A 25,148-nucleotide genomic window follows, 5' to 3' on the forward strand; every position below is an offset into this window, starting at 1 on the left:
GTATATGCTTAGAGAAATAAGATTACGTTCAGATTACCAAGAATTTGTTAGCTAAATCAAACCCTCTCTCGAATAAAAGCGACGAGTTTTTGTAAAAAACCGGTAGGGGCTGCTTCCCGAAACTCTACGTCTCCAAAAGGACGTTCTGCGCTGGCTGCCCAACACAGCAACCCGGCAGCAGTTGCAAAGCCTGCGGCAGCGGCAGTATTTTCAGGCAAACCAACAATATGCTTGGGCCGGCCGAGGCGTACAGAGCGCGTAAAACCAGCCCCAGAAGGGCGTCCAGAACTTACCGGCATGCCAAGTATGCGCTCTGCCATAGGACGAATGCCATCTAGCAGGGATGCACCACCCGTTAAAACAATGCGCCCACTGGCTGCAGTGCCAAGGCCGGCGCCATCCAGTTTTTCGCGCACCAGTTCCAGCGTTTCTTCCACACGTGGGCGAATGATATGGCCAAGCTGTGCGCGAGAAACCTGCTCAAAGTGCGGCACATCGTTGCCCAGAAGTTCAACGGTGAGAACTTCGTCTTCTACATCGGATGCCAGATCGGCACTGCCGTAAAAGGTTTTTAAGCGTTCGGCATTTTCCAAAGAGGTGCTGAGCCCACGTGCAATATCACGCGTAACATGCAGCCCGCCCACACCAATTTGCGCGGTATGCAGGATTTGCCCTTCACCAAACACAGCCAGAGATGTCGTGCCACCGCCCATATCCACTACGGTGGTGCCGAGGTCTCGCTCATCTGCATCCAGCACGGAAAGGCCAGATGCAAGAGGGGAGGAAACCAAGGCTTCCATCTTCAGTTCCGCACGGCTGAGTACGGTTTCCAGATTCATTAGGGCTGTTGTGGCCGCATCTATAATATGTAGGCGTGCCTTCAGTGTTTCGCACAGATGCCCCCGCGGGTCTGAAACACCTTCTGTGTCATCCACGGTAAAATCTATGGGCAGGGTATGAATCACTTCACGCCCCTGAACGGTGGCCTGGATACGACCTTCCGTGACTACGCGCCGGATATCAGCTTCCGTAACCACGCGGCCACCAATCGGCCAGCGCACGTTAAACAGGCGGCTGGCCGGGTGCCCGCATGAAAGGTTTACCACCACCTTGTCAATGGAGCGTTCAGCCATGGTTTCGGCTTGCGCAACGGTGGTCCGAATAGCTGCTTCTGCTTCCTGTAATTCCGTAATGGCGCCATTGCGCACACCGGCAGAACGCCGCCATCCGTAACCCACCACACGCAAATTGCCGTTAGGCTCACCTTTGCCAATCAGGCAGGTAATTTTGGTAGAACCAATATCCAGAACAGCCGTGTAGCCATTGCGCCATGTATGTGGCCGCTTGTTTTTCTCACTAGGTGGCAAGGGGAGGGAACTTTCCCCGCCACTCATCAGCAAGGAAGAGCCGCTTGCTGCTGTTGTGCGCTTTTTATGCAGCCGATCAGAAAGACTGAAGCCAGAGGAAGCGGGTGAACGCGTGGGGTCACTCATCTGGGTTTTCCTCCGGGTTATCTTTTTTTGCTTCTTTAGACGCAGGATGCACAGGATGCGAGGCCGGTTTGGGCGTGTCAGCCTTGTGCGGAGCAGGGGCTGAAGCATCTTGTGTGGTATTTCCTGCATCCGATGGAGGTGGAACTGCAGGCGGTTTTTCCTTGATGGTCAATCGGTCTGGCAGACGCATATCTATCAGCAGCACAGGCCGATCCAGCAGCCGTGTTGTGGCGTTGATTTTTGCCAGCCTGTGAATGGCCGGTGCTTCCTCGCCTTCAGGCAGCAGTACGGTCGCGCCATCGCGTAATGTCAGATTCCAGCGTCTGTCGCTTACACGCACAGCAGCCGTAACATGGGCTTTAACGTCTGGCTCTTGGGCTAGAATATCAATCAGGCTGGCTGCCGATGTGTTTGCGCCATCACCTACCACCAATGGCAGTTTGGTAAAGGCTTCAGCATCCTTACCCGTCATGCCTTGGTCTGGCACGCGGTTGCCTTGCTTGTCTATCAGTTCAAAATGCCCTTGATGCTGCCACACAGCATAAGGCAGGCGCTCTGTAATATGTACGTCAATTTCGCCAGAGAGGTGGCGTTCTATGGTGACGTGGTCAACAAACGGCAGGGTATCCAGCTTTTGGCGTGCATCGGAAACACTAAAGTCCAGCACGGGGTCTCCAACTTCCACACCCAACGCATCACGAACGCTTTGCTCACTTGTGAGCTGTGCGCCATCAATATGAATGCTGGTGACGCGCAGGGTAGAGGTGCCCAGCAACTTATCCCGCAAAGGAGCCAACTGCTCCTGCACGGCAGGGATTTTCAGGCTGACATATCCGGCCCCACCTAGCGCTGCAAGAAACAGCAGCCCGGCTATGGGGCGCAGCAGGCGTTTTTGTCGCCTGAGAAAAAGCCCGATGCGGGAGGGCCTGTTAGCAGGAGATGGAGGTGCTCTCATTGTCGGCAGGTAGCCTGCTCAACCAGCCACGCGCAAAGTTCTGGATAGCTGATACCACAATAGGCGGCCTGTTCGGGCAACAGGGATGTGGCTGTCATACCCGGCTGCGTGTTGACCTCTAGCAGAACAAGATGCGGCTGGTCCGGGTTGGTGTCATCCAACCGGAAATCAGAGCGTGATGCGCCAGAACAACCCAAAGCCTGATGCGCTTTTACGGCAACTTCCAATGCCAGCTTAGCACTGGCGGCATCAATTTGTGCAGGCAGAACATGGGCGGAACCGCCGACCTGATATTTGGAATCATAGTCGTAAAAATCATGCCCAGTGCCGGTAGGGGTGATATCCGTAATGGTAAGGGCACGATCGCCCATTACCCCTACGGTAATTTCCCGGCCGGGAATAAAGGCTTCTACAAGAGCCTGCGGGCCGTAAGTCCAGTTTTTAACAATATCAGCACGCGTGTTGGAGCCAGCACGTACAATGGAAACCCCAACGGATGAACCTTCATTAAGCGGCTTCACCACATAAGGTGTGGGCAGGGGGTCAGCATTGGCAAGGGTGGCAATATCCACCACCATGCCTTCTGCCACGGGCAGCCCGGCTGTTTGGAAAATGGCACGGGCAGCGGCTTTATCCATAGCCGTAGCAGAGGCCCGAATGCCCGAATGGGTGTAGGGAATACCCATCCAGTCCAGAATGCCTTGAATGCAGCCATCCTCACCAAAACGACCATGCAGGGCATTAAACACCACATCCGGTTTTTGGGTGTTCAGTGTTTCAACCAATGCGGCCAAATCTACTTGGGCATCTAGTGTGCAAACATCATACCCTTTGCTGCGCAGAGCTTCTGCTACACCTTGGCCGGATGAAAGGCTGACCACCCGTTCGGAAGACATGCCACCCATCAGCACGGTTACGCGTTTTGGTGCATTCATTGGGAAGATGCCTCCGTTTTACCTAGTCGCTTGATTTCCCAATGCAGGGAAACGCCGGAGTTCTGGGCAACGCGTGTGCGCACGTCTTCCCCCAAACCTTCCAGATCAGTCGCAGTGGCATTGCCCAGATTGATAAGGAAATTGCAGTGTTTTTCGCTTACCTGTGCATCTCCGCGGCGCAGCCCGCGGCACCCTGCGGCGTCAATTAGTTCCCACGCTTTGCGCGAAGATGTTTCTGCATCCGGGTTGCGGAAAGTGGAGCCACCCGTGCGTGCGCGTACGGGTTGAGAAAGCTCACGCGCAGCGCGTACTTCTGCAATACGGTTGGCAACATCCTGTGGGTTTGCAGGTGTGCCACGCAAACGCGCACGAATAACAAAGGCACCTTCCGGCAGGCCGGAACGACGATATCCAAACCGTAACGCAGCATTATCCAGCCGGATTAGGCTGCCATCACGGGTAATAATTTCAGCCCAGTCCAGAACATTGGCAATGTCTGATCCATAAGCACCTGCGTTCATGCGCACGGCACCGCCGATAGAGCCGGGAATGCCAGCCAGAAATTCCAGCCCGGAAAGCCCGGCCTGTGCAGCATGCTCGGCCACTGTGGCATCCAGGCACGCACTGCCCGCTATAATGCCATCAGCTTCTACCGTAATGTCTGCAAAGCCACGGGCCATACGGACAACAACGCCTTCCAATCCACCATCACGGATGATGACGTTAGAGCAAGCCCCCAAAGCCGTTATGGGCAATTCGGGGGAGAGGCGTTGCAGAATACCCGCCAGATCTTCGGCATCAGCAGGTTGAAACAGCCATTCCGCTGCCCCCCCAACCCGAAACCATGTGCGCGGGCCAAGAGGTGCCTGTGGTGTCAGCCTTCCGCGCATATTGGCAAAGGCGTGCTTGACCATATCCTGCATGGAGGCCGGATTGTTCATGCCGCGTTGCCACCCTTATCTTCAGCCTGCAGGGCGGCAAGCTGTGCAGGCAGAGCCTGTGCCCAGTTGGTAATGGTGCCTGCACCAAGGCACACAACGTAATCACCCGGCTTGGCAATGGCGTTGATCATTTCTGCCAGATGGTCCGGGCTGGAAAGTGGCACAACAGAGCGGTGGCCACGTTCACGCAGGCCTTCAATCAGCTTGTCACGGCTGGCATCGGGCAATGGGTCTTCACCCGCGGCATACACATCAGACACAATCACGGTATCTGCATCATTCATGCAGGCGCAGAAATCTGAGAACAGGATTTTCAGGCGCGAATAACGGTGCGGCTGCATAACGGCAATAACGTGGTTCGCCCCGGCTTGTCGGGCTGCTTTGAGCACAGCAGCAATTTCAACGGGATGGTGGCCGTAATCATCAATCACCGTAATGCCACCGGCTTCCCCCGTGCGGGTAAAGCGGCGTTTGACACCACGGAAGCTGGCCAGACCGGAACGAATAACATCATCGCTGATGTCCATTTCCGTTGCTACGGCAATGGCAGCCAGCGCGTTCTGCACGTTGTGAGAACCCAGCATGGGCAGGCGGAAAGGCCCGGCCTTGCGGGTGCGGCGGCTCACACGGTCTGTCAGCGTGACTTCAAACGTGGCGCCCAGCTTGTCGGTAATCAGTTTTTCTGCGCGCACGTCGGCCTGTGGGGAGAACCCATAGGTGACAATCCGGTGGTCAGACAGGCGTGGGATCATCTGCTGCACGGCTGGGTGATCAATACACAGCACGGCAAACCCGTAAAATGGCACGTTGGAAACAAACTGGTCGTAAGCAGCTTCCATAGCTTCGGGGGAGCCCCAGTGGTCCAGATGTTCCGGGTCCATGTTGGTGACAACAGAAATCACGGAAGGCAGGCGCAGAAAGGAGCCATCGCTCTCATCTGCTTCAACCACCATCCAATCCCCTTTACCCATGCGGGTATTGGTGCCGTAGGCTTCAATAATACCGCCGTTAATCACGGTTGGGTCCAGCTTGGCGGCTTCCAGCACCGCAGCCACAAGGCTGGTGGTGGTGGTTTTGCCATGCGTGCCGCCCACAGCAACAGACCAACGCAGGCGCATGAGTTCGGCCAGCATTTCTGCACGGCGCACAACCGGAATCAGTTTGGCGCGTGCGGCTACAACTTCCGGGTTGTCGCGCTTCACGGCGGTGGAAATGACCACTACCTGTGCATCACCCAGATTTTCTGCCTTATGGCCAATGGTTACGGGAATACCCGCAGCCCGCAGGCGTTTTACATTGGCATTTTCTGCAATATCCGACCCTTGAACAGAATAGCCCAACAGGCACAGCACCTCCGCAATGCCGGACATGCCAATGCCGCCAATGCCGACAAAATGGATGGTTCCGATGGAAAGGGGGAGGGCTCTCATGCGCGTGTCTCCGTCTCGCTGGAGGTCGTCGGATGGGCGGGTGCAGGGGAAGGAGTGAAGCATTCTTCTACTATATCGGCCAGGCGGAGGGCTGCATCCGGGCGGGCAAGCGTGGCAGCGGCTTGGGCTGCCTGTGCCAGTTCATCCGGCGCGGTGAAAAGATCATTCAGGCGGCTGGCAAGAGCCGCAGAGGTGAAGTCTGGCTGGCGGATCATCCAGCCTGCTCCAGCATTTGTAATGGCGCGGGCGTTTTCTGTCTGCTCATCGCTGGCGGCAATGGGCAAAGGCACCAGAATGGACGGACGGCCCGCCGTTGTAATTTCTGCCACGGAAGATCCGCCAGCACGGCCAATAACCAAGTGGGCGGAAGCCAGAAGTTCGGGCACATCCTGCAGGAAGGATTCAACGCGTGCCTGCACACCCATTTCAGCATAGGCAGTACGCACGGCATCCAGATCATCCTGCCGCGCCTGTTGCGTAATACGGATACGCTGGCGCAAGCTCTCTGGCAGTTTGGCTATAGCCGCAGGCACAACCTGAGAGAAAATGCGCGCCCCCAGAGACCCACCCCATACCAGCAGATTGATATGATCAGCTGGTGGCACCCATCCTTCACCCGCAAGGGCGGCAATAGCGGGGCGCACGGGCATACCCGTAAACACGGTACGCGCACCAATGGGCAGTTTGGCAACAGAGGGGAAAGACGTGGCAATAACATCCGCAAAGCGGGAAAGCACCGCGTTGGCTTTGCCCAATACGGCATTGCCCTCATGAATAATCAGGGCAGGATGCTTACGGCCGATTAGCCGCGCACCTAGCAAAGGCGGTACGGAAGGATAACCCCCAAACCCTACAACAACATCAGGTTTGATCTGCTGGAGAATGGAGCGTGCTTTCCATGCGCTTGCCAATAGGGTGATGCCTGCACGAATGGCACGTATTGGCCCACGCCCGGCTACACCGGCCCCGCTGAGAACATATTGCGGGCCACGGGCAAATACGCCGCTTTCACGCTTGCCAGCGCGCCCATCTGTCATGAGCACAAGGTGATGGCCACGTTCTGCCAAGGTGTCTGCCAGAGCTTCGGCCGGGAAGAAGTGTCCGCCAGTGCCGCCTGCGGCAATGACGATAGTACGTGAACTCATGCTGACCGCCATTGTCTGAGTGTGGTTACAAAACCATTGCCAGCGAGGGGGCGCCCCTGCTGTTGCCGTGTAAGAGCAAGCACCATGCCAATAGCCAATGCGACTGACATGGCAGAAGACCCACCATAGGAAATGAATGGCAGTGTCATGCCCTTGGTGGGGATAAGATGCAAGGAAGAAGCCATGTTCACAAATGCTTGCAGGCCAAAGCCTGTAACCAAGCCAGATGTGGCAATAACAACAAACGGATCATCTTCACGGATCAGGCGGAGCAGGGTGCGCACCACAATGACGCCAAATACGCAGATGATGAGCATGCACACCACCATCCCATATTCTTCTCCCGCCACGGCAAATACAAAGTCTGCATGTGCGTCTGGCAGCAGATCTTTCACGCGGCCTTCACCGGGGCCGCGCCCCAGTAAGCCGCCATTACCAAAGGCACGCAGGGCGGTATCAATCTGGTAATGGTCCCCCACGCCGGGGTGCATAAAGCGTTCAACGCGGGAACGCACATGCGGGAAGATAAAGAACGCGGCAATACCCGCGGCAATCATGCCGCCAAAGCCCAATGCAACCAGTATAAGATTAAGGCCATCTACAAAGAGCTGCACCAGAAACACGGCGGTAATAACCGTAAGCATGCCAATGTCAGGCTGAGATTTCAGCAAAAGCACAATCAGCCCATACAGGGCAAAGGCAATCAGCATACCGGGGAAGTAGCGTGAAACGCGGCGCTGTGTCAGCAACCAGCCAGTAACAACGGCAAAGCAGGGCTTCAAAAACTCAGATGGCTGGAGAGACATCATGGGCAGGGCAATCCAGCGCCGTGCCCCTTTGATTTCTATGCCATGCACAAGGGTAAGCGCTGTAGCCCCCAGCATCAGCACCCCGCCTATCATGGAAAGGCGTAGAACAGCCTTGCGGGAAAGCATGGAAATGCCCACCACAATAACACCCGCAATGCCCAGAAACAGCACCTGTTTGAAAATGAACATATTGCGCGATGCGCCAATACGCACAGCCACAGCAGGGCTGGCGGCCAGCATAAGGATGTAGCCAAAACCAATAAGGATAAAAGTGCAGATCAGAGTTGTCCGGTCTACATTCCGCCACCAGCGGCCAAACGGGGAATCATCGGTGCGGGAAGAACCGGCCATCAGTCTCTCACTGCTCTGTCATGCCCGCATGCCGGGCGCAAACCTCATCCGCCAGTTCCTGAAAGCGCAGGCCACGTGCCTCAAACCCAGAAAACTGATCAAAGCTGGCGCAGGCGGGTGAAAGCAGCACAACAGGCGTATGCGTACGGTGTGCTTCCGTATAAGCCGCAGGCACGGCGTTTTCCAGTGTTTCTGCCATTGTAAAAGGCACGTTGTGTTCTTTTAGTGTTTGGGCAAGCAGCGGCGCATCCCGCCCAATCAGGAATGTATGTGCAATATGCTGGAAATAGGGCGCAAGAGAGGCAATGCCGCCTTCTTTTGCCGTGCCGCCTGCAATCCACACCAGTTTTTCATAACATCCCAAAGCGCGAGAGGCTGCATCTGCATTTGTGGCTTTGCTGTCATCTACAAAATCCACCCCGTTGCAGGAGGCCACAAGCTTTTGCCGATGCGGCAGACCGGGAAAGGAGGCCACAGCCTGTGCAATGGTTGCATCTGGCACAGCCAGAAAACGCGCGATAGCAATAGCGGCGGCAGTATTTTCCGCATTGTGGGTGCCGGGAAGGCTAGGCCCGGTTTGCGCTATGCGTGTGCTGTGGTGCCATATGGCACCATCTTTGCCGTAGTAAGAACAGGCAGGGTTGGTGCCGGAAATGGTTTCACATTTGGCAGGGCCGTGTTCCAGTTCTGCGGCAATGGCGCGGCACCACTTATCATCCACGCCAATAACGGCCAGATCCGTGTCTGTTTGGCCGGTGAACACACGTTTTTTAGCTTGGGCGTAGCCATCCATCCCTGCATGACGGTCCAGATGATCTGGTGTCAGGTTCAGCAAACATGTGGCATCAAAGCGTAGGGTATCCAGCCGTTCCAGCATGTAGGATGACATTTCCAGCACATATACGCCGTTATCTGGCAGCAAAGGCAGCGCCAGAGCGGCTGGCCCAAGGTTGCCACCAGCAGCTACCGGCAGTTTGGCTTCTGCCAGAATATGGGCCAGCAAAGTGGTGGTGGTGGATTTGCCGTTGGTGCCTGTAATACCAACAAAACGGGCCTTGCTGCCAGATTGACGCACAGCCCGATAAAGCACCTCCGCATCGGAAAGAATGGGAATGCCCGCAGCCTTGGCCATAAGGGCTATAGGGTGCGGCTTGGGTAAAACGTGCGGAATACCGGGGGAAAGAATAAGCGCTTCAAACCCATTCAGGCTTTCAAACGGCTTGCACGCAATACGTGCGGCAACATCAGGGGCAAGGGTGGAAAGTGCATCTGCCAGCCCTTTGCGTCCGCCCTCACCATCATCCCATACCTGTACGGTGGCACCTGTGCTCGCCAGCATAAGCACGGCTGGCAGGCCATTTTTGCCAAGGCCGAAAACAGCAAAGCGCTGCCCGGAAAACAGGGAGGGTGAAAAGCCGTTCATCTTAGTTTCAGCGTGGCCAGACCACACAGCCCCAGAACAATGGAAACAATCCAGAACCGGATGACAATCTTGGGTTCTGCCCACCCTTTTTTCTCAAAATGGTGGTGGAACGGGGCCATAAGAAACACACGCCGGCCAGTGCGTTTATACCAGAACACCTGAATAACCACAGAAAGTGTTTCTGCCACAAACAGGCCGCCTACAATGCACAGCACCAGTTCATGCTTGATGGCAACGGCCAGAGAACCCAGCGCACCACCAAGGGAGAGAGAGCCCGTATCCCCCATAAATACCGAGGCCGGAGGGGCGTTAAACCACAAAAATCCAAGGCCAGCGCCAACAAGGGCAGCGCAAAATACGGCGAGTTCCCCTGTGCCGGGCACGGCGTGGATTTGCAGGTAATCAGCAAAAACGTGGTTGCCAACCAGATAGGAAAGAATGGCAAACACCAAAGAAGCCACAATAACAGGCCCGATAGCCAGACCATCTAGCCCATCTGTAAAGTTAACTGCATTGCCAAAGCCGGTAATCACGATCATGGCAAATACGGGGTACAGAATACCCAGTGGCAGCAGAAGGTCTTTTACAAACGGAAAAGCCAGATGGTTTGCGAGTTCTGGCGGCATGAGAGATTGCAGCCACCACCCGCACAGAAGTGAAATACCAAACTCGCCACCAAGTCTGGCACGTTTGGAAAGGCCATCCGTGTTGCGGCGTGCCAGTTTGCGGTAATCATCTGCAAACCCAATGGCGCCAAAACCCAGAGTAGTGAGCATAACAGCCCACACAAAGCCGTTTTCCAGATCTCCCCAAATCAACATGGAGATCACCAGAGAAATCAAGATCAACACACCGCCCATTGTTGGTGTGCCGGTTTTTTCCAGAATATGGCGTTCGGGGCCAACGGCGCGAATAGGCTGGCCTTCCCGCTGGATACGGCGCAGCGTTCTGATAAGCGGGCGGCCCAGAAGCAGGCTGATGCCCAAGGCTGTCATACATGCACAGCCCGCGCGAAACGTGATGTAACGCAGCAGGTTCAGGATTGTGATGTGCCCATCATGCGCGGCGTGAGAAATCAGCATATACAGCATCAGGCACACTCCACTGCCGGAAGTGCGTTGAGTGCAGCAATAACGTCCCGCATGCGGCTTCCTAAACTACCCTTTACCAATACGGCGTCCCCCTTGCGCAAAGCCGCGCAGACATGAGGAGCAAGTAAGGCAGCACTTTCTGCCCATGCGCCCTGTTTGGAGGGCGGAAGGGCATCAAAAAGGGTTTTCATGTAGGATCCGCAGCAAAAAACGAGGTCAGCAGCACTGGCAGCAGGAGCAGCAAGTGCCTGATGTTCGGAAATGGAAAATTCACCCAACTCACGCATATCGCCCAGAACGGCAATGCGGCGCGTGGCGGGGATATGGCGCAGAACATCCAATGCAGCCCGGATGGAAGCCGCCGAGGCATTATAGCTTTCATCCAGCAGTGTAATGGCCCCACCGGCAATTTGGATGAGGGCACCACGGCCCTTACCGGGACGGAAATCTGCCAGTGCATCCGCAGCCTTGGCAACATCTGCGCCAAGCGCAGCACAGACTGCCAATGCAGCAACGGCATTGCGTGCCAAATGTGTGCCGGGTGCTGGAAGATGGACGTTGAACGTTTTGCCTTGAATGGAAACATCAAAGCGCGAGCCGTCAGCACCAGTATGCAAATGGGCCAGATGTGCCGTGCTATGAGGGTTTACACCACAAGGCCACAAAACAGCCTGCGCTTTTTCTGCCGCCGCAGTAAAAAACTGCGTGCCGTAAGCATCGTCCGGCACAATGGCAATGCCGCCTTTGGGCAGAGCTGTAATGATGGAAGCTTTTTCTTTTGCAATAGCGTCCAAGCTGCCCATATGGCCCAAATGTGCTGAACCAATAGTGGTAATAACGGCCACATCAGGCTGCACCATTTTGGCAAGCGGAAGAATTTCCCCCGGATGGTTCATGCCAATTTCACTGATACAGAAAGCAGCTTCTCGCGGTAGGCGTGCAAGCGTGAGTGGCACACCCCAATGGTTGTTGTAGGAAGCCTCTGCCGCATGTGTCAGGCCAGAAGGTGCCAAGCAAAGGCGCAGCATTTCCTTGGTGGTGGTTTTACCCACACTGCCGGTTACGGCAACAACCTTACCCTTAAAACGTGCCCGTGCGGCCTGCGCCAGCTTTTGAAGGCCCTGCATGGTATCTGCCACCAGCAGGATACGCGGGTCTGTGAACCCTTCGGCGGAATGCGCCAAAACGGCTGCCGCACCTTTTTCAAGCGCTGTGGCAATATGTGCGTGCCCATCACTGTTATCGCCTTTTAGGGCAATAAACAGGTCTCCGGGGGCAAGGGTGCGCGTATCAATGGAAATACCGGTAACAGAAACAGAGGTATGCCCTAAAAACGTTCCACCCGTTGCGGTTTCCAGTTCTTCCCGCGTCCACAATAGGCTCATGGATGGCCCGCCAGTGTGCGCAACACGGCGGCATCATCAAACGGTAAAATGGTATTGCCTATAATCTGTCCCTGTTCATGGCCTTTGCCGGCCACAACCAGTACATCGTCTGCTTTAAGCATGGAAAGAGCTTCTGCTATTGCTTGTTTTCTATCTGCAATTTCCAGCGCCTGCGGGGCACCGGCTTTTATTTCTGCACGAATAGATGCGGGATTTTCTGTGCGTGGGTTGTCATCCGTAATAATGGCAATATCTGCACCTTTAATGGCTTCCTGACCCATAAGAGGGCGCTTGCCACTATCACGATCACCTCCGGCACCCAGAACAACAACCAACTTGCCGCGTGCGTGGGGGCGCAAAGATGCCAGCAGCCGTGCCAGCGCATCTGGAGTGTGGGCGTAATCTACATACGCGCAGGCTCCATTGGGCAGAACGGTTGCACGTTCCAGCCGCCCCCGAACCCCTTTAAGCTGCGGCAAAAGGGGCAGAATATGTGCAATCTCGGCATCATCCTGCGCAGCAAGAGCTACAGCCAGCAATACGTTATCTGCCTGAAAGCGCCCCGGAATAGGGAGGAGAACCGTGCTGGTATGGCCATTGTGCTCAATGGTCAGTTCCTGCCCGGCAGGAAGAGCATTGTGTGCCACAAGGCGTAATGTTGTGCCCTGTTCACCAACCAGTCTCAGTCGCAGGTTCCGGCGGTCTGCAATGGCACGTATGGCCTGCAGCGTTTGTGCATCCATATCGGCATTGGCAGCGGCAATGGCATGTTCTGGCAGAAGGGTATCAAACAGCTTCAGTTTGGCTGTGCGATAGGCTTCTATGGTCAGATGATAATCCAGATGGTCCCGCGTAAGATTGGTAAAGCCAGCCGCAGCAAGCCGGAGGCCATCTAACCGCCCCTGTTCCAACCCGTGGGATGAGGCTTCCAGCGCAACATGGTTAAACCCGGCTTGGGTAAGTGCTGCCAGCCCATTGGCAAGGGCAACCGGGTCTGGCGTTGTAAGCGCGGGAAATGAAATGGAAGTATTTTCCGCCCCGGTCAGGCCAAGTGTACCAATGGCAGCAGCTTTAAACCCCTGTAGTGCCCAGATCTGGCGAATAAAATCTGCAGTGCTGGTTTTGCCATTTGTGCCGGTAATGGCCACCAGATGCTGTGGTTGAGACCCTGCCAGAGCAGCGGCCATAAGTGCCAGTGCATGGCGCGGGTTGGGCGCCAGAATAAGCGGGCAGGCAGGTACACCTGTGGGCCACTGTGTATCTGCAGGTGCCAAAATTGCTGCCGCACCATTTTGCACGGCTGTGGCAATAAAGGTTCGGCCATCGGTTTTAACGCCCGGCAAAGCGGCAAAAATTGTGCCCGGTTTTACCTGTCGGCTATCCGCTGTAATGGCAGAAATCTCAGGGTTTTCAGGTAAGGCTGGAAGCCCTGCAGCCGCAAGAAGGGAGGAGAGGGGAAGGCTCATTCGTCCATAACCTCCGCAGCCGCTTTTTTGCGTTCAGCCATGGCGCGTTTAAGTGCTTCTTTTTCAGCCTTATGTTCAGCTTCGGCTTTGCGTGGGTCTCCCGGATCATTCCCCGGACCAAGTGGCCTTACGCCACGTGGCACCGCAGGATGCATGGGCAGAGCCATTTGCGCATCAATCTGCTCAGCATGCTCTGTATCGGGGAAAATCTGGAGCATGGGTCCAATGCGTGAAACAATTTTGGAAACAGTAGGCGCAGCGTTCCAGCCTGCTGTTGTCCAGCCATGGGTTTGCGGAGTGGGTTTGGGGCTATCCAGCATGACATACACGGCATAATGCGGTGCGTTCATGGGGAAGATGCCTGTAAAAGCCGAAATGTTCACGTGCTTCAGGTAGCCACCATGTGGGCCAATCTTTTCTGCCGTGCCGGTTTTACCGCCCACAAAATACCCCGGAGATTCTGCAGTACGCCCTGTGCCGTGGGTAACATCCAACCGCAGAAGGCGGCGTAGAAGGCTGGATACTTTTTCAGAAAGAATGCGTGGGCCAGCAGGCGTGACAGGAGCATCCACTGCGCTACTTGGGGTGTCATCTTCCACGCTTTGCTCAAGCGCTGCGTTCTGGATGCCGCTGGCAAATTGCGGGCTTATGCCCGGCGCGCTGGTTGTAGCATTGGCTGGGTCTTCCTTGTCCAGCAAGGTAGGCGTTACCAGAATGCCACCATTAACCGTGGCCGCAGTGCCACGCACAATGGCCAATGGAGGTTCAGCCACACCATGACCGAACCCGACTGTCATGACCGTGGCAATGCCCCACTGATGAGGCACCAAGGGGCGTGCAGCTTCTGGCAGTTCAACCGGGACGGGGGAGAAAAAACCCATCGAACGCAGCCATTCGGACTGCTTTTTACCGCCAACATCCAACGCAATATGTGCCGCAGCCGGGTTGGAAGAATAAGCCATCACTTCGGGCAGTGTCAGCCACGGAGAAAAATGGTCACTCTTCATATCGCGGATGGTAAAGCGCCCGATATGCAATGGTACGGATGAAAACCGGTCCCAAATATGGATAGTGCCCGTTTCCAGCCCCATGGCGGTTGTTTGTAGCTTAAAGGTGGAACCGGGCTCATACAAACCGGTTACGGCACGGTTAAAGCGCTCATCATTGGTGGCATGGGCAAAATTATTGGCATCAAAGTCAGGCAGGCTGACCATGGCAATAATTTCACCTGTACGCACATCCATCACAATGCCGCAGGCCCCAATGGCCTGAAAGGTCTGCATGGCATTTGCCACTTCTTCACGCACAGCAGACTGAACACGAATATCCAAAGACAGATGAAGGGGGCGACGATCAGAAAGCAGGCGCTTATCGAAGTATTTTTCAATCCCGGCCACGCCGTGATCATCAATATCAACAGTACCCATAATCTGGGCGGCCATACGGCCTAGCGGATAATGCCGTCTTTCGCCCGGTTCAAAATAAATACCCGGAATGCCAAGGTTATTGATGGCCAGTTCCTGCTGGGGCGAAATGTTGCGTGCAATGTACACAAACTGTTTGGGGCGGGAAAGGCGATCAGCGGTTTCCTGCTCATCCAGATCCTTCAGGATGGATTTGAGTTTGTGTGCAACATCCTTGGGGTCAATCAACTCTTGCGGGTTGGCATACACCTGCGCAACAGGCAGGGAGAGCGCCAAGGTCTGCCCATTGCGATCTACGATAGAAGCGCGATGCACCTGGGGTAGCGAGAAATCGCCAGCAAGGCTGCCCCTGGGGTCAATTTCAGGAATTTCAGGAACCTGCGGTGCAATCTGCCGCTTTTCCGGCGCCATGGGGTGAATAACTGTTGCGATACTCAGCTTGATAGCGACAACAGCAAAAATCAGGCAAAAACCGCCAGCAACACCCAAAAGCCTTACATGCATTTGGTCCCGATGTGCGCGGGCGCGCAGATCGTCCCCCGTAACACCTACTGTGCGCGTTGGGTCGGGGTCATTGGGGGAGACAGACATGTCAGGTCAGAAAGGCCTTTAACCACAAAAAATCAGTTGGCAACCGGAACCGGAGCCGGCAGCGCATCACCACCACGGCTCAGCAGAGAGCCGCTGCTATAGCCGGAAGTAGCGCGTGCTTCCATATAGCTGGAAGGTGCAGAAGATGCACGATGAGGGCGCGTGGCGTGCCAACTGGCTGCCGCAACCGGGAGCGGATGCCGAATTGGCGTTGCATCATCATCCGAAGCCTGCGCTACGTGCCGAATAGCCGGAGATGCTGCCCGCGTAAGGCTATGGCGAACCGGAGCTACAGGCGCATCATCATCCGCATTGGCGGAAGCAACAACCTGTGGGCGTGGTGTTTCAAATGCCATATGGTGTGCAGGGCGGGCAGGTGTAGTGGGGTCAGCAACCTGCGCAACACGTACCGGTGCAGCTACAGGTTCCGGCGCAGCACGTGGGTGATCATGATGTGCCACTGGTACATGCAAAACAGATGCTGCATCGGCCACCGATGTTGCGCGTGGGTGCGGGGTGGGTTCCGCTGCAACATGCGGCACATCCGCCACAACAGTAGGAGCAGCCACAGGGCGCGCCTCGGCCACAACAGCCGGAGCCGGTGTATGTGCAGGAGGTGCCATAACCGGTGGTGGCGCAATGTTGGTTGATTTATCAGCAACCAATGCCGGGGCTTGAGGCAGAGCATCTTTTGCAACGGCAGGAAGGTGGCTTTCCAAATCAGCCATACGCACAAACTGCGTTGGATTCATGGTCTGCAAACCAGATTCATGCCGGGCCACAAGCTGGGCAAGGCGTTCAGGCTGGTTTTCCAAAGCCCATTCCGTGCGCAGAATGGATGTTTGTGTGCGAACGTGCTCCGTTTCCTTCACGATCTGAGAAATCTGCTGATCGAGAAGGGTGGTCTGATGCTTCTTTGTATAAAGGAAAAAGCCAGATGCAATCGCCAGAACCGCACAGCAGCATGTAAATGGACGGGGGATCATGGACTTAGCCCTTTTTTACGGAAGCAGGGGTTGATGCACGTTTCATGACAGCGCGCAGCCGTGCACTTCTGGCGCGAGGATTATGGCTACATTCAGCATCGCTGGGCCGCCGGGCTTTGTGCGTAAGGGCTACAAAGTCCGTCTGCGGCGCTGGTGTTCCGGCGGCACGGGGGTCATAGCGCGAAAAGCTTTTATCCTTGCCCGTGGCATGTTGGACCATACGCTTGGCGATACGATCTTCCAGTGAATGGAAGGAAACAACAACCAGCCGCCCACCCGGCGCCAGCATATCCAGCGCCTGTTCAAGCCCGCGTTCAATTTCGCCCAGTTCATCATTTACGGCGATACGCAGGCCCTGAAAGGCGCGTGTAGCGGAATCTATGCCGGAGCGATCTTTGGGGATCACAGACCGCACGAGCTCAGCCAGTTGCGTTGTAGTCTGGAAAGGCGCTTCCGAACGGGCATTCACAACGGCGCGCGCAAGGCGGCGCGCGTGGCGTTCTTCCCCATAGAAATGGAAAATATCTGCCAGCTCTGCTTCTGGTGCCTTATTGACGATATCTGCTGCTGAGGGCCCGGATTTTTCCATGCGCATATCCAGCGGGCCTTCCATACGGAAGGAAAAGCCACGGTCGGCTTCATCCAACTGGAAGGAGGACACACCCAGATCCAGCACAATACCATCAAAGGTGCAGATACCTGCAGCACTTGCAAGTGCCTGCATATTGCCAAAGCTACCTTGCAGCAGGTGAAGGCGAGATCCGCCATCTGCTGTGGGAAATGCGCGGCTTAATACCTGCCCACGCGCAATGGCGTCCGGGTCACGGTCAATGCCCCATACGTTGCAATCAGCACTTTTTAGAATAGCGGAACTGTAGCCACCACCGCCAAACGTGCAATCCAGAATACGCTCACCATCTGCGGGGTGAAGATATTCCAGAACCTCTGCCAACATAACCGGAATGTGGCCCTGAGCCGTTTCAGGGTGTGTGAAGGAAGAAAGAGCGTTCATGCATTACGCCCTTTTGGCTCTGCACCATTTGCAGCCGGAATGCTCACGCGGCGTGAACGCTGGCGCGCTTCTGCCCGGCGCTGCTGCGCGGCCTGAGGCTCCCAGATCTGAAAGATACGGCCAACACCCATAAAGGCAGCCGTTGGGCTTTCTGTTAGCCCGGCATGTTCACGTAAAAAATCAGGTAAAATAATGCGGCCTTCACGGTCGGGATCTATGGGGTAGGCATCGGCATACAGAGCGGCAGCCAGATCATCATGCTCATCAGAAAACATGTCCAGCCGATCAAGCGGTTCGGTCAGGCGTGCAAAAGCAACGGCAGGCCATGCCTCAACACATGGCAGGGTATGGGAGGGGCGGAGAATCATCAGCGCGTCACCTTCCGTCTGCTGCGTTTTGAGCACTGAACGGAACCCGGCAGGAATCGAAATACGCCCCTTGGCGTCGAATCGATTTTCATGCGTGCCGAGAAATACGCCCACGTACGTCAGAAGCCTTTGCAGAAACAGCCTTTCCGTTCGCAATTCAGCGGGGAACAGAACCGCCTTCACCACACTTGTGGTCTGGTATGGGATAGCATGGGATGTTATGGGACGCAAATTAAAATGACAGAAAAAACAGCAGAAAACCGCCATTATTTAAGTATTCATGCAGAAAAGATTTCTGGCGCGAATGTATTGATTTTGTGGCGGCAAACAAAAGATTGCCGTTTTCTGTTCTTTTTATGTTCTATTTTTGGTGTGAAAACACAGTGGATTGGTCAGAACGAGAGTGTCAGGTGGTCTGTAAGCCGGGTTCTGTCCACCTCTGTAAAGAGGCTGGACGGTCATTCGTCTAGGGCATGTTTTGCAACATGCCTCTCGCAACCAACCCGAACGGCAGGGCGGAAGAACCCCCGAAACCACAAGGGCTTCTGCCGTTCCTATTCGGTTTTGCTCCCGGTGGGGTTTACCGTGCCTCCTCTGTTACCAGCGGAGCGGTGCGCTCTTACCGCACCGTTTCACCCTTACCTTCAGCCTGTCCCATAAAATCCCATAAGGATTTTACAAAGTCAGACCCGGAAGGCGGTCTGTTTTCTGTGGCACTTTCCCTAAGGTTACCCTCGCCGGCCGTTAGCCGGCACCGTTCTTCCGTGGAGCCCGGACTTTCCTCTCTCCCACTCGTTAAAGAGCAGGACAGCGACCGCCCAACCACCTGACGGAGCGCACCCTGCGTCGGGCTTGCGTTCAGGTCAAGCCGCAACTGATGTTATGAAGGCATGACGATGCAGAAAATTGCCGCTAATCAGGTAGCTATGTCTGATTTTTCTGATGTGCCTCAAAACTCTATGCCCGCACGGCCCAACCTTCCATCTCGGCTTTTGCTGCGCTGTATCAGATGGCAAGAGCAGCTCACGCGCAAGCGTGCGGAAAAAGATGCGCCTGAAGCAGACGGGCCCCAGAACGCAGCGCAGGAAATCTCTGCGTTTCTTGTGCGGTTGCGCAAAGCGATGGATACGCCCTCCTTTCCACTCCGCCTTTCATCTGTGCCGATAAGACGGGTCGTCACTTTATCCATTCCCGGTGCTGCGGGGTCTATGCGGGCACGGCTTTTTATTCCCTATGGGCGGGTAAGGGGCGCTTTATTGTATTTGCATGGGGGCGGGTTTGTGCACTGCGGGCTTAATTCCCATTACGGGATATGCTGCCGTTTGGCGCGAGCCTCTGGTGCGGCTGTGTTATTGCCCGATTATCGCTTGGCTCCAGAACATCCATTCCCCGCTGCTATTGATGACAGTCAGGCTGCCCTGCAATGGCTGGCTGGTGCGTCTGCCCGGTATTGGGGCGGTAAGGTTGCTGTGGCAGGGGATAGTGCTGGCGGAAATTTAGCCGCTGTTCTGGCGCAGGATGGGCGCGCCGGGCTGGGGCCCCAACCTGTTATGCAGGTGCTGTATTATCCATCGCTCTATGGAGAGAAGCTTTTTCCATCTCATCGAACGTATGAGAAAGGCTATTTCCTCTCTCGCCGGTCAATGGAGTGGTATGGAGATCAGTATATTCAAAAGCCTGAACACTGGAAGCATCCACGCTTTGTGCCGGGCTTAAACCCGGATCTGCAAGGTTTGCCACCAGCCGTTATTATTACAGCGGAATGTGACCCGATGCGTGATGAAGGCGCAGCCTATGCGCAGGCGTTGGAAAAGGCAGGGGTTAAGGTGATATATCGCTGTTACCCCGGTGCCCTGCATGCATTCCTGAACTTTTACGCCTTTATGCCGCATGGCAAGGCGGCTTTGCGGTTGGGTGGCAAGGCATTGAAGAAAGCCTTTGCCGGGTAAAACCGGCCAAGCCCATTACGGAATAGGATGAAACACGCCCGGTGAGCCCTGATCTGAATATACAAGCCGGTTCAGCCTATCCACGCGCAAAGTGAACAGTTTAGGCAAATCATCTTTTGGGCCGGGGCAGGTGCCGGAATGCTTTTCCATAACATCAATGCGTGATGCGGTGGGGGCATCGTTTCCGTTTACCACAAACAGCAGGCAATCCGGCCGATCATGCGTCATGCCGTTATGGGTGACCTTCAGGCGCAGGTGGCGCACCAAGGCCGTATCATCAAACCAGCTTGCGGGTTTGAAGGTATAGGAATCCACCAGCCGATCGAGCGTGCCAGTTTTGGCCAGCAGGATCATCATAAGGGAAAGAGGCAGAACGATTGCCAGCCGCCGCAGGATATGTTGGCGCAGAGTGCGTTTTGCAAATGGCCCACGGCCAGTCATTTTGGGTGAGGGTGTGTTCATGTTAGCATATCTTCGTGCCAAAGGGCACCATCACGCGCCAGAAGCGCACGGGTGGTTGCAGGGCCCCAACTGCCAGCAGGGTAGGGTTCCAGCGGGGTAAGCGCGTAGCGCCATGAATCCAGAATAGGTTCGACCCATTTCCATGATGCCTCCACTTCATCTCGCCGGATGAAAAGGGCAGGGTCTCCGCGCACAGCGTCTAGCAGCAAGCGTTCGTAGGAATCCTGATACTGCACGGCAAATTCGTTTTCGTAAGACATATGCAGCGTAGCGTTGCGCACTCTGAACCCGCCAGCACCGGGGTCTCGCGCTGCCAGCACAAGTGAGAGTTCTTCATGCGGGGCAATGCGGATGACCAACCGGCCGGGAGAAGGCATATTGGTGAAAATAGGCCAGACCTGCGGGCGGAACTGGATAACAATTTCTGTAGTTTTGGTGGCTAACCGTTTGCCTGTGCGCAGGTAAAAAGGTGTGTTGCCCCAGCGCGCCGTACGAATTTTTGTGCGAATGGCCACAAATGTTTCGGTATCACTCGGGCGGCCCGTTTTCAGGTCTTCTACATAACCCGGAACATCTTCCCCTTTTACGCGGCCTGCGGTGTATTGCCCACGGATAACGTTTTTACGCACCATATCCGGTGTCATGGGGCGCAGGGCGTTGAGTACTTTCAGTTTTTCGTTCCGTAAATCATCAGCACGGAGAGAGGCTGGTGCATCCATGGCCACCATGCATAGCACCTGTAAAAGGTGGTTCTGCACCATATCGCGTAATGCGCCAGATTTATCATAGTAGGAGCCGCGATCACCCACGCCTACTGTTTCTGCGGCGGTAATCTGCACATGGGCAATCGCTTCGGAAGACCACAGCTGTTCCAACGCGGGGTTGGCAAAGCGTAAGGCCAGAATGTTCTGCACGCCTTCCTTACCCAGATAGTGGTCAATCCGGTAGATGGCATCTTCAGAGAAGTAGCGGCCCACACCTTCATTGATCTCATTGGCGGATTGCAGGTCTGTGCCAATGGGTTTTTCCAGCACCACCCGCGTGTGCTGGGTGATCAGGTTATGCTCGGAAACTCCAGCACAAATGGCGGAATACAATGCGGGTGCCGTGGCAAAATAGAAAACTCTTGTGCGCTCCGCATCGGGGAGGGTGGCGCTGAGTTCCTGCCAGTGAGGGCCTTCTTCCGTGGCATCAAGATAGACATAGGTCAGAAGGCCCAGAAACTGGTTGAGTGTTTCTGTGTCTTTGGCAATGTCAGGGGCAAACTCGTGCAGGGTGGCGCTACACAGGTTCCGAAACTGCTCGGTATTTAACTCAGACCGTGCTGTGCAGATAATTCGTGCTTCCTGATCAAATTCGCGGGCATGAAAGCGGCGCAAAAAAGCAGGCAGCAGTTTTCGGCGTGTCAGATCACCTGTCGCGCCAAAGATGACAAAGTCAAAAGGTTCCGTGCGGTTCACAAGAGCCATGATGCAGGGGTCTCGCTGGTCAGCCGGAGGGGGATGCCCGCCGTAAAAAAGTCGTGGTTTGCGGGCAAAAGGCCCGGAACAGGAACAGGGTGCAGTGCTTATGGAAGGCCGCCCGCGTGTTTGCAAGGGGTTCTGATGTGCTGCATCATTGACCGCATACACGTGGCGCGATAAGCCCGCGCTTCACTATCTGGCAATGTTAGCAGGTTCTGCCTGCGCAGTGTTGGGTGTTTGTATATAAATGAGGAGGCCGAAGCATGGATGGCGAACGCATTTCCGGGGATGAAGATGCAGCTGTTGGCGGTATTGCCGCAGATCGGCTGAGAAGCATTATTGAGCGTGTTGAACGCCTGGAAGAAGAGCGCAAGGCTCTGGCCGGAGATATCAAGGATATCTTTACAGAAGCAAAGTCTGCCGGGTTTGATGTAAAGGTGATCCGCCAGATTATCCGCCTGCGGAAGCAGGAACCGGCAGAAGTGGAAGAGCAGGAAACACTGCTGGATATCTACCGCCGCGCATTGGGTATGTAAAAGGCTAGTCGGGTCTATTTCCCATGATGTCTCTGTCTTTTCCTGATTGGATGCCTGTCTGGGGCCAGCTTCTGGTTCTGGCTTTTGGCGTGTTGTTCGGGCTTGCTTTCATGATGATGCCTTTTGCCGTGTTTGGGGTAAAAGGGCGATTGGGTGAGATTTCTCTCCAGTTGGAGGAAATTCAGGCCGAACTGCGTGCGCAGGCCGTGCGGGGTGCTCCTGCGTATCAGGAGCCTACCTTGTCTGGCATGGCAGAGCGAAGCAGCAGCACATCATCCGGCGTGGTGGTGGAAGAGGTGCGTCCGCCGGAGGTTGAAAAACCTCCTGCGGCACCTCGCGCTGTGCCCGTTTTTCCTGAACTGCGAACCCCTAAGGTTTCTGATGCGTATGAAGCGCGAGAGGAAGCCCCGCCAACACCGCATCTTGCGCCAGACCCGGCAAAGCCGGTAGTGCGCCGCATGCCATGGCACGAACCAGAAGCGCCACGCGCAGAAACTGGCGCAGAAATACTCCGCCGGCAGCGTGCGCCAGATGCCAATCAGCCACCGTATCGGCCTGATTTTTCTCATGAGGCTCCGCAGCCTCATCCATCTGTGCGGATACCGCGTATTGATGAGCATACGGGCCGAGCAGAACCTGTGCTGAACTGGCCCAGAAAAAATCCGGCAAACGATTAAGTTTTAGATCATGACGAGGTCATCACGATGGATGATCTCGTCCCGTCCATGCCAGCCCAGAATATCTGTAAGCTCGGTGGAGCGGTGGCCCGCAATACGCCGGGCATCATCTGCATCATAGGCGGCAAGCCCATGTGCCAGCACGATGCCATCTGTATTGATAATTTCTACCAGATCACCCTGAGAGAAATCACCCTTCACCCCAAGCACACCTGCGGGCAAAAGGGATTTGCCCTGCTGCAATGCGGTTACGGCACCATCATCCACCATAATTTCACCCGCTGGTGTCAGGCTGCCTGCAATCCATTGTTTGCGGGCTGTATGGGCACAATCTTGCGGCAGAAACCATGAGCAACGCCCGCCTTCCAGCAAAGAGCGGAGCGGATGGGGCGTTTTGCCCAAGGCAATAGCCATGGCACAGCCTGAGCGCGTAGCAATGCCTGCAGCCAACAGCTTGGTGCGCATACCCCCAGAAGAATAACCCGGAGGTGGTTCACCCCCCATAGCTTCAATTTCCGGGGTAAGGGTTTCAATCACAGGCAGATGCTGTGCATCCGGGTTTGTGCGTGGGTCCGCTGTATAAAGGCCATCAATATCAGACAGCAGCACAAGCTGATCCGAATCCGTCATTTGCGCAACGCGGGCTGCAAGTCTGTCATTATCGCCAAAACGGATTTCGGCTGTGGCAACGGTATCGTTCTCGTTAATAACGGGAACGCACCCCATTTCCAGTAGAGTGTTCAGCGTTGCGCGTGCGTTCAGGTAGCGTTTGCGGTCTTCTGTATCTTCGGGGGTAAGTAGAAGCTGGGCGGCAATAAGGCCGTGGGCAGAAAGAGCATGGCTCCATGCCTGTGCCAGACTGATCTGTCCTACGGCAGCAGCAGCCTGTTTTTCTGCCAAACGGAGCGCGCCACCTGCCAGCCCCAATGTGTGCCGGGCAAGTGCAATAGCGCCAGAAGAAACAACAGTAACAGCCGTGCCCTGTTTGCGCAGATACGCAATATCCGCCGCCACACTGGCCAGCCATTCCTGACGCGGAGCCTGTTTTTCTGGGTCCACCACCAGCGCGCTACCTATTTTAACAACAAGCCGTTTGGCATTGGTAAGGGAGGGGCTGGTGTATCCGGTCATGGATCAGTTCCGTAAAAGGAAAGGGGCTTGAGGGACCTGCGGGCAGTTCAGTGTTCAGGCGGGGTTTTTATCCGCATTCTTGCGGTTTTCGGTAACCTGATTCTGGAGCATGCGCAGAAGCTCTGGCACGCCCTGATGGGTGGCTGCAGAAATTAATACCACGGGGGCACCGCTGGCGTTTTCCAGCGCAGCCCGGCGGGAAGAAGCTTCTCGCGGAGTCATGGCATCCATTTTATTGAGTGCGATGATTTCTGGCTTTTCTGCCAGCCCGCCATCATATGCGGCAAGTTCATGCCGAATGGTGCGCCATGCATCTACAACGCTGCCTGCGGCACCATCAATCAGGTGCAGCAATACGGCGCAGCGTTCAACATGGCCCAGAAAGCGGTCTCCAAGCCCGGTGCCTTCGTGCGCACCTTCAATAAGGCCGGGAATATCCGCCACAACAAATTCTTCCGTCATGGAAAGGCGCACCACGCCAAGCTGAGGATGCAGTGTTGTAAAGGGATAATCCGCAATTTTGGGTTTTGCAGCGGAAACAACAGAAAGGAATGTGGATTTACCAGCATTTGGCAAGCCCACAAGGCCGACATCTGCAATCAGCTTGAGGCGCAGCCAAACCCAGCGCTCTTCACCCGGCCAGCCTTTATCAGACCGACGGGGAGCGCGGTTGGTGCTGCTTTTGAAATGCGCATTGCCGTAACCGCCATCGCCACCACGGCAAAGGGTGATGCGTTTACCGGCTTCGTCCAAATCCGCCAGCAGGGTTACGCGGTCATCATCCATAATCTGGGTGCCAATGGGCACCTTGATGATAACAGGAGAGGCCGCAGCCCCTGTGCGGTCAGACCCGGCACCGTTGCCGCCTTTGCGCGCACGGAAATGCTGCGTATAGCGAAAATCGATAAGGGTGTTCAGGTTGGGTACGGCTTCAAAAATAATATCGCCGCCGCGCCCACCATTCCCGCCATCGGGGCCGCCGAATTCAATATACTTTTCCCGCCGGAAGGCTGTCACGCCATCTCCGCCATCTCCTGAGCGGACGTAGATTTTTGCCTGATCCAGAAACTTCATGACATACCTTACTCAAGTCCAGAACGCGAAAAAGGGCCGATCCTGAGGACC

Annotated in this window: 22 protein-coding genes and 1 other RNA gene; 3 read left to right on the top strand and 20 right to left on the bottom strand. The window is 55.5% G+C overall.

The window, feature by feature from the left end:
- Nucleotides 1-56: 56 nt before the first annotated feature.
- The 16 genes from ftsA to rnpB form a co-directional block, all read right to left on the bottom strand.
- Entirely contained in the window at nucleotides 57-1,493 is a 1,437-nt protein-coding gene (gene ftsA / locus ABNV41_RS01775; RefSeq protein WP_050818302.1) for a cell division protein FtsA, read from the bottom strand.
- Nucleotides 1,486-2,448: a cell division protein FtsQ/DivIB gene (locus ABNV41_RS01780; RefSeq protein WP_050818301.1), complete on the bottom strand. Its 963-nt coding sequence runs from the start codon at nucleotides 2,446-2,448 to the stop codon at nucleotides 1,486-1,488. The genes ftsA and ABNV41_RS01780 overlap by 8 nt, the downstream gene beginning before the upstream one ends.
- Entirely contained in the window at nucleotides 2,445-3,383 is a 939-nt protein-coding gene (locus ABNV41_RS01785) for a D-alanine--D-alanine ligase (protein ID WP_050818300.1), read from the bottom strand. The genes ABNV41_RS01780 and ABNV41_RS01785 overlap by 4 nt, the downstream gene beginning before the upstream one ends.
- Nucleotides 3,380-4,324: a UDP-N-acetylmuramate dehydrogenase gene (gene murB / locus ABNV41_RS01790; protein WP_050818299.1), complete on the bottom strand. Its 945-nt coding sequence runs from the start codon at nucleotides 4,322-4,324 to the stop codon at nucleotides 3,380-3,382. Before murB ends, ABNV41_RS01785 begins: the two co-directional genes overlap by 4 nt.
- Nucleotides 4,321-5,754, bottom strand: a complete 1,434-nt coding sequence (gene murC, locus ABNV41_RS01795) for a UDP-N-acetylmuramate--L-alanine ligase (protein WP_003623074.1) — start codon at nucleotides 5,752-5,754, stop codon at nucleotides 4,321-4,323. The genes murB and murC overlap by 4 nt, the downstream gene beginning before the upstream one ends.
- Nucleotides 5,751-6,899 (bottom strand): undecaprenyldiphospho-muramoylpentapeptide beta-N-acetylglucosaminyltransferase, encoded by a 1,149-nt coding sequence (murG, locus tag ABNV41_RS01800; RefSeq protein ID WP_349934881.1) that lies wholly within the window; start codon nucleotides 6,897-6,899, stop codon nucleotides 5,751-5,753. Before murG ends, murC begins: the two co-directional genes overlap by 4 nt.
- Nucleotides 6,896-8,059, bottom strand: coding sequence for an FtsW/RodA/SpoVE family cell cycle protein (locus ABNV41_RS01805; RefSeq protein WP_050818296.1), 1,164 nt, complete (start codon nucleotides 8,057-8,059; stop codon nucleotides 6,896-6,898). The genes murG and ABNV41_RS01805 overlap by 4 nt, the downstream gene beginning before the upstream one ends.
- Nucleotides 8,060-8,066: 7 nt before the next feature.
- Nucleotides 8,067-9,482, bottom strand: coding sequence for a UDP-N-acetylmuramoyl-L-alanine--D-glutamate ligase (murD, locus tag ABNV41_RS01810; RefSeq protein WP_050818295.1), 1,416 nt, complete (start codon nucleotides 9,480-9,482; stop codon nucleotides 8,067-8,069).
- The gene (gene mraY / locus ABNV41_RS01815) at nucleotides 9,479-10,573 is read right to left on the bottom strand and encodes a phospho-N-acetylmuramoyl-pentapeptide-transferase (protein WP_050818294.1); all 1,095 of its coding nucleotides are present in this window, start codon (nucleotides 10,571-10,573) and stop codon (nucleotides 9,479-9,481) included. Before mraY ends, murD begins: the two co-directional genes overlap by 4 nt.
- A complete protein-coding gene (gene murF, locus ABNV41_RS01820) occupies nucleotides 10,573-11,958 on the bottom strand; it encodes a UDP-N-acetylmuramoyl-tripeptide--D-alanyl-D-alanine ligase (protein ID WP_050818293.1) in 1,386 nt (461 codons plus the stop codon). Before murF ends, mraY begins: the two co-directional genes overlap by 1 nt.
- The gene (locus ABNV41_RS01825; RefSeq protein WP_050818292.1) at nucleotides 11,955-13,424 is read right to left on the bottom strand and encodes a UDP-N-acetylmuramoyl-L-alanyl-D-glutamate--2,6-diaminopimelate ligase; all 1,470 of its coding nucleotides are present in this window, start codon (nucleotides 13,422-13,424) and stop codon (nucleotides 11,955-11,957) included. The genes murF and ABNV41_RS01825 overlap by 4 nt, the downstream gene beginning before the upstream one ends.
- Nucleotides 13,421-15,439, bottom strand: coding sequence for a penicillin-binding protein 2 (locus ABNV41_RS01830; RefSeq protein ID WP_349934882.1), 2,019 nt, complete (start codon nucleotides 15,437-15,439; stop codon nucleotides 13,421-13,423). The genes ABNV41_RS01825 and ABNV41_RS01830 overlap by 4 nt, the downstream gene beginning before the upstream one ends.
- Nucleotides 15,440-15,471: 32 nt before the next feature.
- Nucleotides 15,472-16,425: a hypothetical protein gene (locus tag ABNV41_RS01835; protein WP_349934883.1), complete on the bottom strand. Its 954-nt coding sequence runs from the start codon at nucleotides 16,423-16,425 to the stop codon at nucleotides 15,472-15,474.
- Nucleotides 16,426-16,429: 4 nt separating this feature from the next.
- On the bottom strand, nucleotides 16,430-17,437 hold the full coding sequence (gene rsmH, locus ABNV41_RS01840) for a 16S rRNA (cytosine(1402)-N(4))-methyltransferase RsmH (protein ID WP_050818289.1): 1,008 nt from the start codon (nucleotides 17,435-17,437) through the stop codon (nucleotides 16,430-16,432).
- Nucleotides 17,434-17,919, bottom strand: coding sequence for a division/cell wall cluster transcriptional repressor MraZ (gene mraZ / locus ABNV41_RS01845; RefSeq protein ID WP_035365556.1), 486 nt, complete (start codon nucleotides 17,917-17,919; stop codon nucleotides 17,434-17,436). Before mraZ ends, rsmH begins: the two co-directional genes overlap by 4 nt.
- A 288-nt stretch (nucleotides 17,920-18,207) precedes the next feature.
- Nucleotides 18,208-18,635: RNase P RNA component class A (gene rnpB / locus ABNV41_RS01850), an RNA gene on the bottom strand.
- A 60-nt stretch (nucleotides 18,636-18,695) separates the two neighbouring features.
- On the opposite strand from rnpB, the gene ABNV41_RS01855 reads away from it, so the two are divergent.
- Nucleotides 18,696-19,754, top strand: coding sequence for an alpha/beta hydrolase (locus tag ABNV41_RS01855; protein ID WP_050818288.1), 1,059 nt, complete (start codon nucleotides 18,696-18,698; stop codon nucleotides 19,752-19,754).
- A 15-nt stretch (nucleotides 19,755-19,769) separates the two neighbouring features.
- Here the strand turns inward: ABNV41_RS01855 and ABNV41_RS01860 are convergent, their stop codons facing one another.
- Nucleotides 19,770-20,216, bottom strand: a complete 447-nt coding sequence (locus ABNV41_RS01860; protein WP_050818287.1) for a hypothetical protein — start codon at nucleotides 20,214-20,216, stop codon at nucleotides 19,770-19,772.
- Entirely contained in the window at nucleotides 20,213-21,847 is a 1,635-nt protein-coding gene (gene zwf / locus ABNV41_RS01865) for a glucose-6-phosphate dehydrogenase (RefSeq protein ID WP_080986695.1), read from the bottom strand. The genes ABNV41_RS01860 and zwf overlap by 4 nt, the downstream gene beginning before the upstream one ends.
- 95 nt (nucleotides 21,848-21,942) lie before the next feature.
- Here zwf and ABNV41_RS01870 point away from each other — a divergent pair, with 95 nt between their 5' ends.
- Together ABNV41_RS01870 and ABNV41_RS01875 are read left to right on the top strand one after the other, a co-directional pair.
- Nucleotides 21,943-22,215 carry a DUF2312 domain-containing protein gene (locus tag ABNV41_RS01870; protein WP_003623048.1) on the top strand — a complete coding sequence of 91 codons (273 nt, stop codon included), beginning with the start codon at nucleotides 21,943-21,945 and terminating at the stop codon, nucleotides 22,213-22,215.
- Nucleotides 22,216-22,238: 23 nt separating this feature from the next.
- Nucleotides 22,239-22,892, top strand: coding sequence for a hypothetical protein (locus ABNV41_RS01875; RefSeq protein ID WP_050818286.1), 654 nt, complete (start codon nucleotides 22,239-22,241; stop codon nucleotides 22,890-22,892).
- 3 nt (nucleotides 22,893-22,895) lie between these two features.
- Here ABNV41_RS01875 and proB read toward each other — a convergent pair whose 3' ends face one another.
- Both proB and obgE read right to left on the bottom strand, forming a co-directional pair.
- A complete protein-coding gene (gene proB, locus ABNV41_RS01880; RefSeq protein ID WP_050818285.1) occupies nucleotides 22,896-24,023 on the bottom strand; it encodes a glutamate 5-kinase in 1,128 nt (375 codons plus the stop codon).
- 54 nt (nucleotides 24,024-24,077) lie between these two features.
- Nucleotides 24,078-25,097, bottom strand: coding sequence for a GTPase ObgE (gene obgE / locus ABNV41_RS01885; RefSeq protein ID WP_349934884.1), 1,020 nt, complete (start codon nucleotides 25,095-25,097; stop codon nucleotides 24,078-24,080).
- Between the last annotated feature and the right edge of the window lie 51 nt (nucleotides 25,098-25,148).

Origin of the sequence: Acetobacter sp. A11-2 (genome assembly GCF_040208445.1) — a bacterium.
Lineage (GTDB): Bacteria > Pseudomonadota > Alphaproteobacteria > Acetobacterales > Acetobacteraceae > Acetobacter > Acetobacter oryzoeni.

What these genes read in the sequence shown, in the direction of transcription:
- ftsA (WP_050818302.1), bottom strand. Translation starts at nt 1,493, where the DNA reads ATGAGTGACCCCACGCGTTCACCCGCTTCCTCTGGCTTCAGTCTTTCT.
- ABNV41_RS01780 (WP_050818301.1), bottom strand. Translation starts at nt 2,448, where the DNA reads ATGAGAGCACCTCCATCTCCTGCTAACAGGCCCTCCCGCATCGGGCTT.
- ABNV41_RS01785 (WP_050818300.1), bottom strand. Translation starts at nt 3,383, where the DNA reads ATGAATGCACCAAAACGCGTAACCGTGCTGATGGGTGGCATGTCTTCC.
- murB (WP_050818299.1), bottom strand. Translation starts at nt 4,324, where the DNA reads ATGAACAATCCGGCCTCCATGCAGGATATGGTCAAGCACGCCTTTGCC.
- murC (WP_003623074.1), bottom strand. Translation starts at nt 5,754, where the DNA reads ATGAGAGCCCTCCCCCTTTCCATCGGAACCATCCATTTTGTCGGCATT.
- murG (WP_349934881.1), bottom strand. Translation starts at nt 6,899, where the DNA reads ATGAGTTCACGTACTATCGTCATTGCCGCAGGCGGCACTGGCGGACAC.
- ABNV41_RS01805 (WP_050818296.1), bottom strand. Translation starts at nt 8,059, where the DNA reads ATGGCCGGTTCTTCCCGCACCGATGATTCCCCGTTTGGCCGCTGGTGG.
- murD (WP_050818295.1), bottom strand. Translation starts at nt 9,482, where the DNA reads ATGAACGGCTTTTCACCCTCCCTGTTTTCCGGGCAGCGCTTTGCTGTT.
- mraY (WP_050818294.1), bottom strand. Translation starts at nt 10,573, where the DNA reads ATGCTGTATATGCTGATTTCTCACGCCGCGCATGATGGGCACATCACA.
- murF (WP_050818293.1), bottom strand. Translation starts at nt 11,958, where the DNA reads ATGAGCCTATTGTGGACGCGGGAAGAACTGGAAACCGCAACGGGTGGA.
- ABNV41_RS01825 (WP_050818292.1), bottom strand. Translation starts at nt 13,424, where the DNA reads ATGAGCCTTCCCCTCTCCTCCCTTCTTGCGGCTGCAGGGCTTCCAGCC.
- ABNV41_RS01830 (WP_349934882.1), bottom strand. Translation starts at nt 15,439, where the DNA reads ATGTCTGTCTCCCCCAATGACCCCGACCCAACGCGCACAGTAGGTGTT.
- ABNV41_RS01835 (WP_349934883.1), bottom strand. Translation starts at nt 16,425, where the DNA reads ATGATCCCCCGTCCATTTACATGCTGCTGTGCGGTTCTGGCGATTGCA.
- rsmH (WP_050818289.1), bottom strand. Translation starts at nt 17,437, where the DNA reads ATGAACGCTCTTTCTTCCTTCACACACCCTGAAACGGCTCAGGGCCAC.
- ABNV41_RS01855 (WP_050818288.1), top strand. Translation starts at nt 18,696, where the DNA reads ATGACGATGCAGAAAATTGCCGCTAATCAGGTAGCTATGTCTGATTTT.
- ABNV41_RS01860 (WP_050818287.1), bottom strand. Translation starts at nt 20,216, where the DNA reads ATGAACACACCCTCACCCAAAATGACTGGCCGTGGGCCATTTGCAAAA.
- ABNV41_RS01870 (WP_003623048.1), top strand. Translation starts at nt 21,943, where the DNA reads ATGGATGGCGAACGCATTTCCGGGGATGAAGATGCAGCTGTTGGCGGT.
- ABNV41_RS01875 (WP_050818286.1), top strand. Translation starts at nt 22,239, where the DNA reads ATGATGTCTCTGTCTTTTCCTGATTGGATGCCTGTCTGGGGCCAGCTT.
- proB (WP_050818285.1), bottom strand. Translation starts at nt 24,023, where the DNA reads ATGACCGGATACACCAGCCCCTCCCTTACCAATGCCAAACGGCTTGTT.
- obgE (WP_349934884.1), bottom strand. Translation starts at nt 25,097, where the DNA reads ATGAAGTTTCTGGATCAGGCAAAAATCTACGTCCGCTCAGGAGATGGC.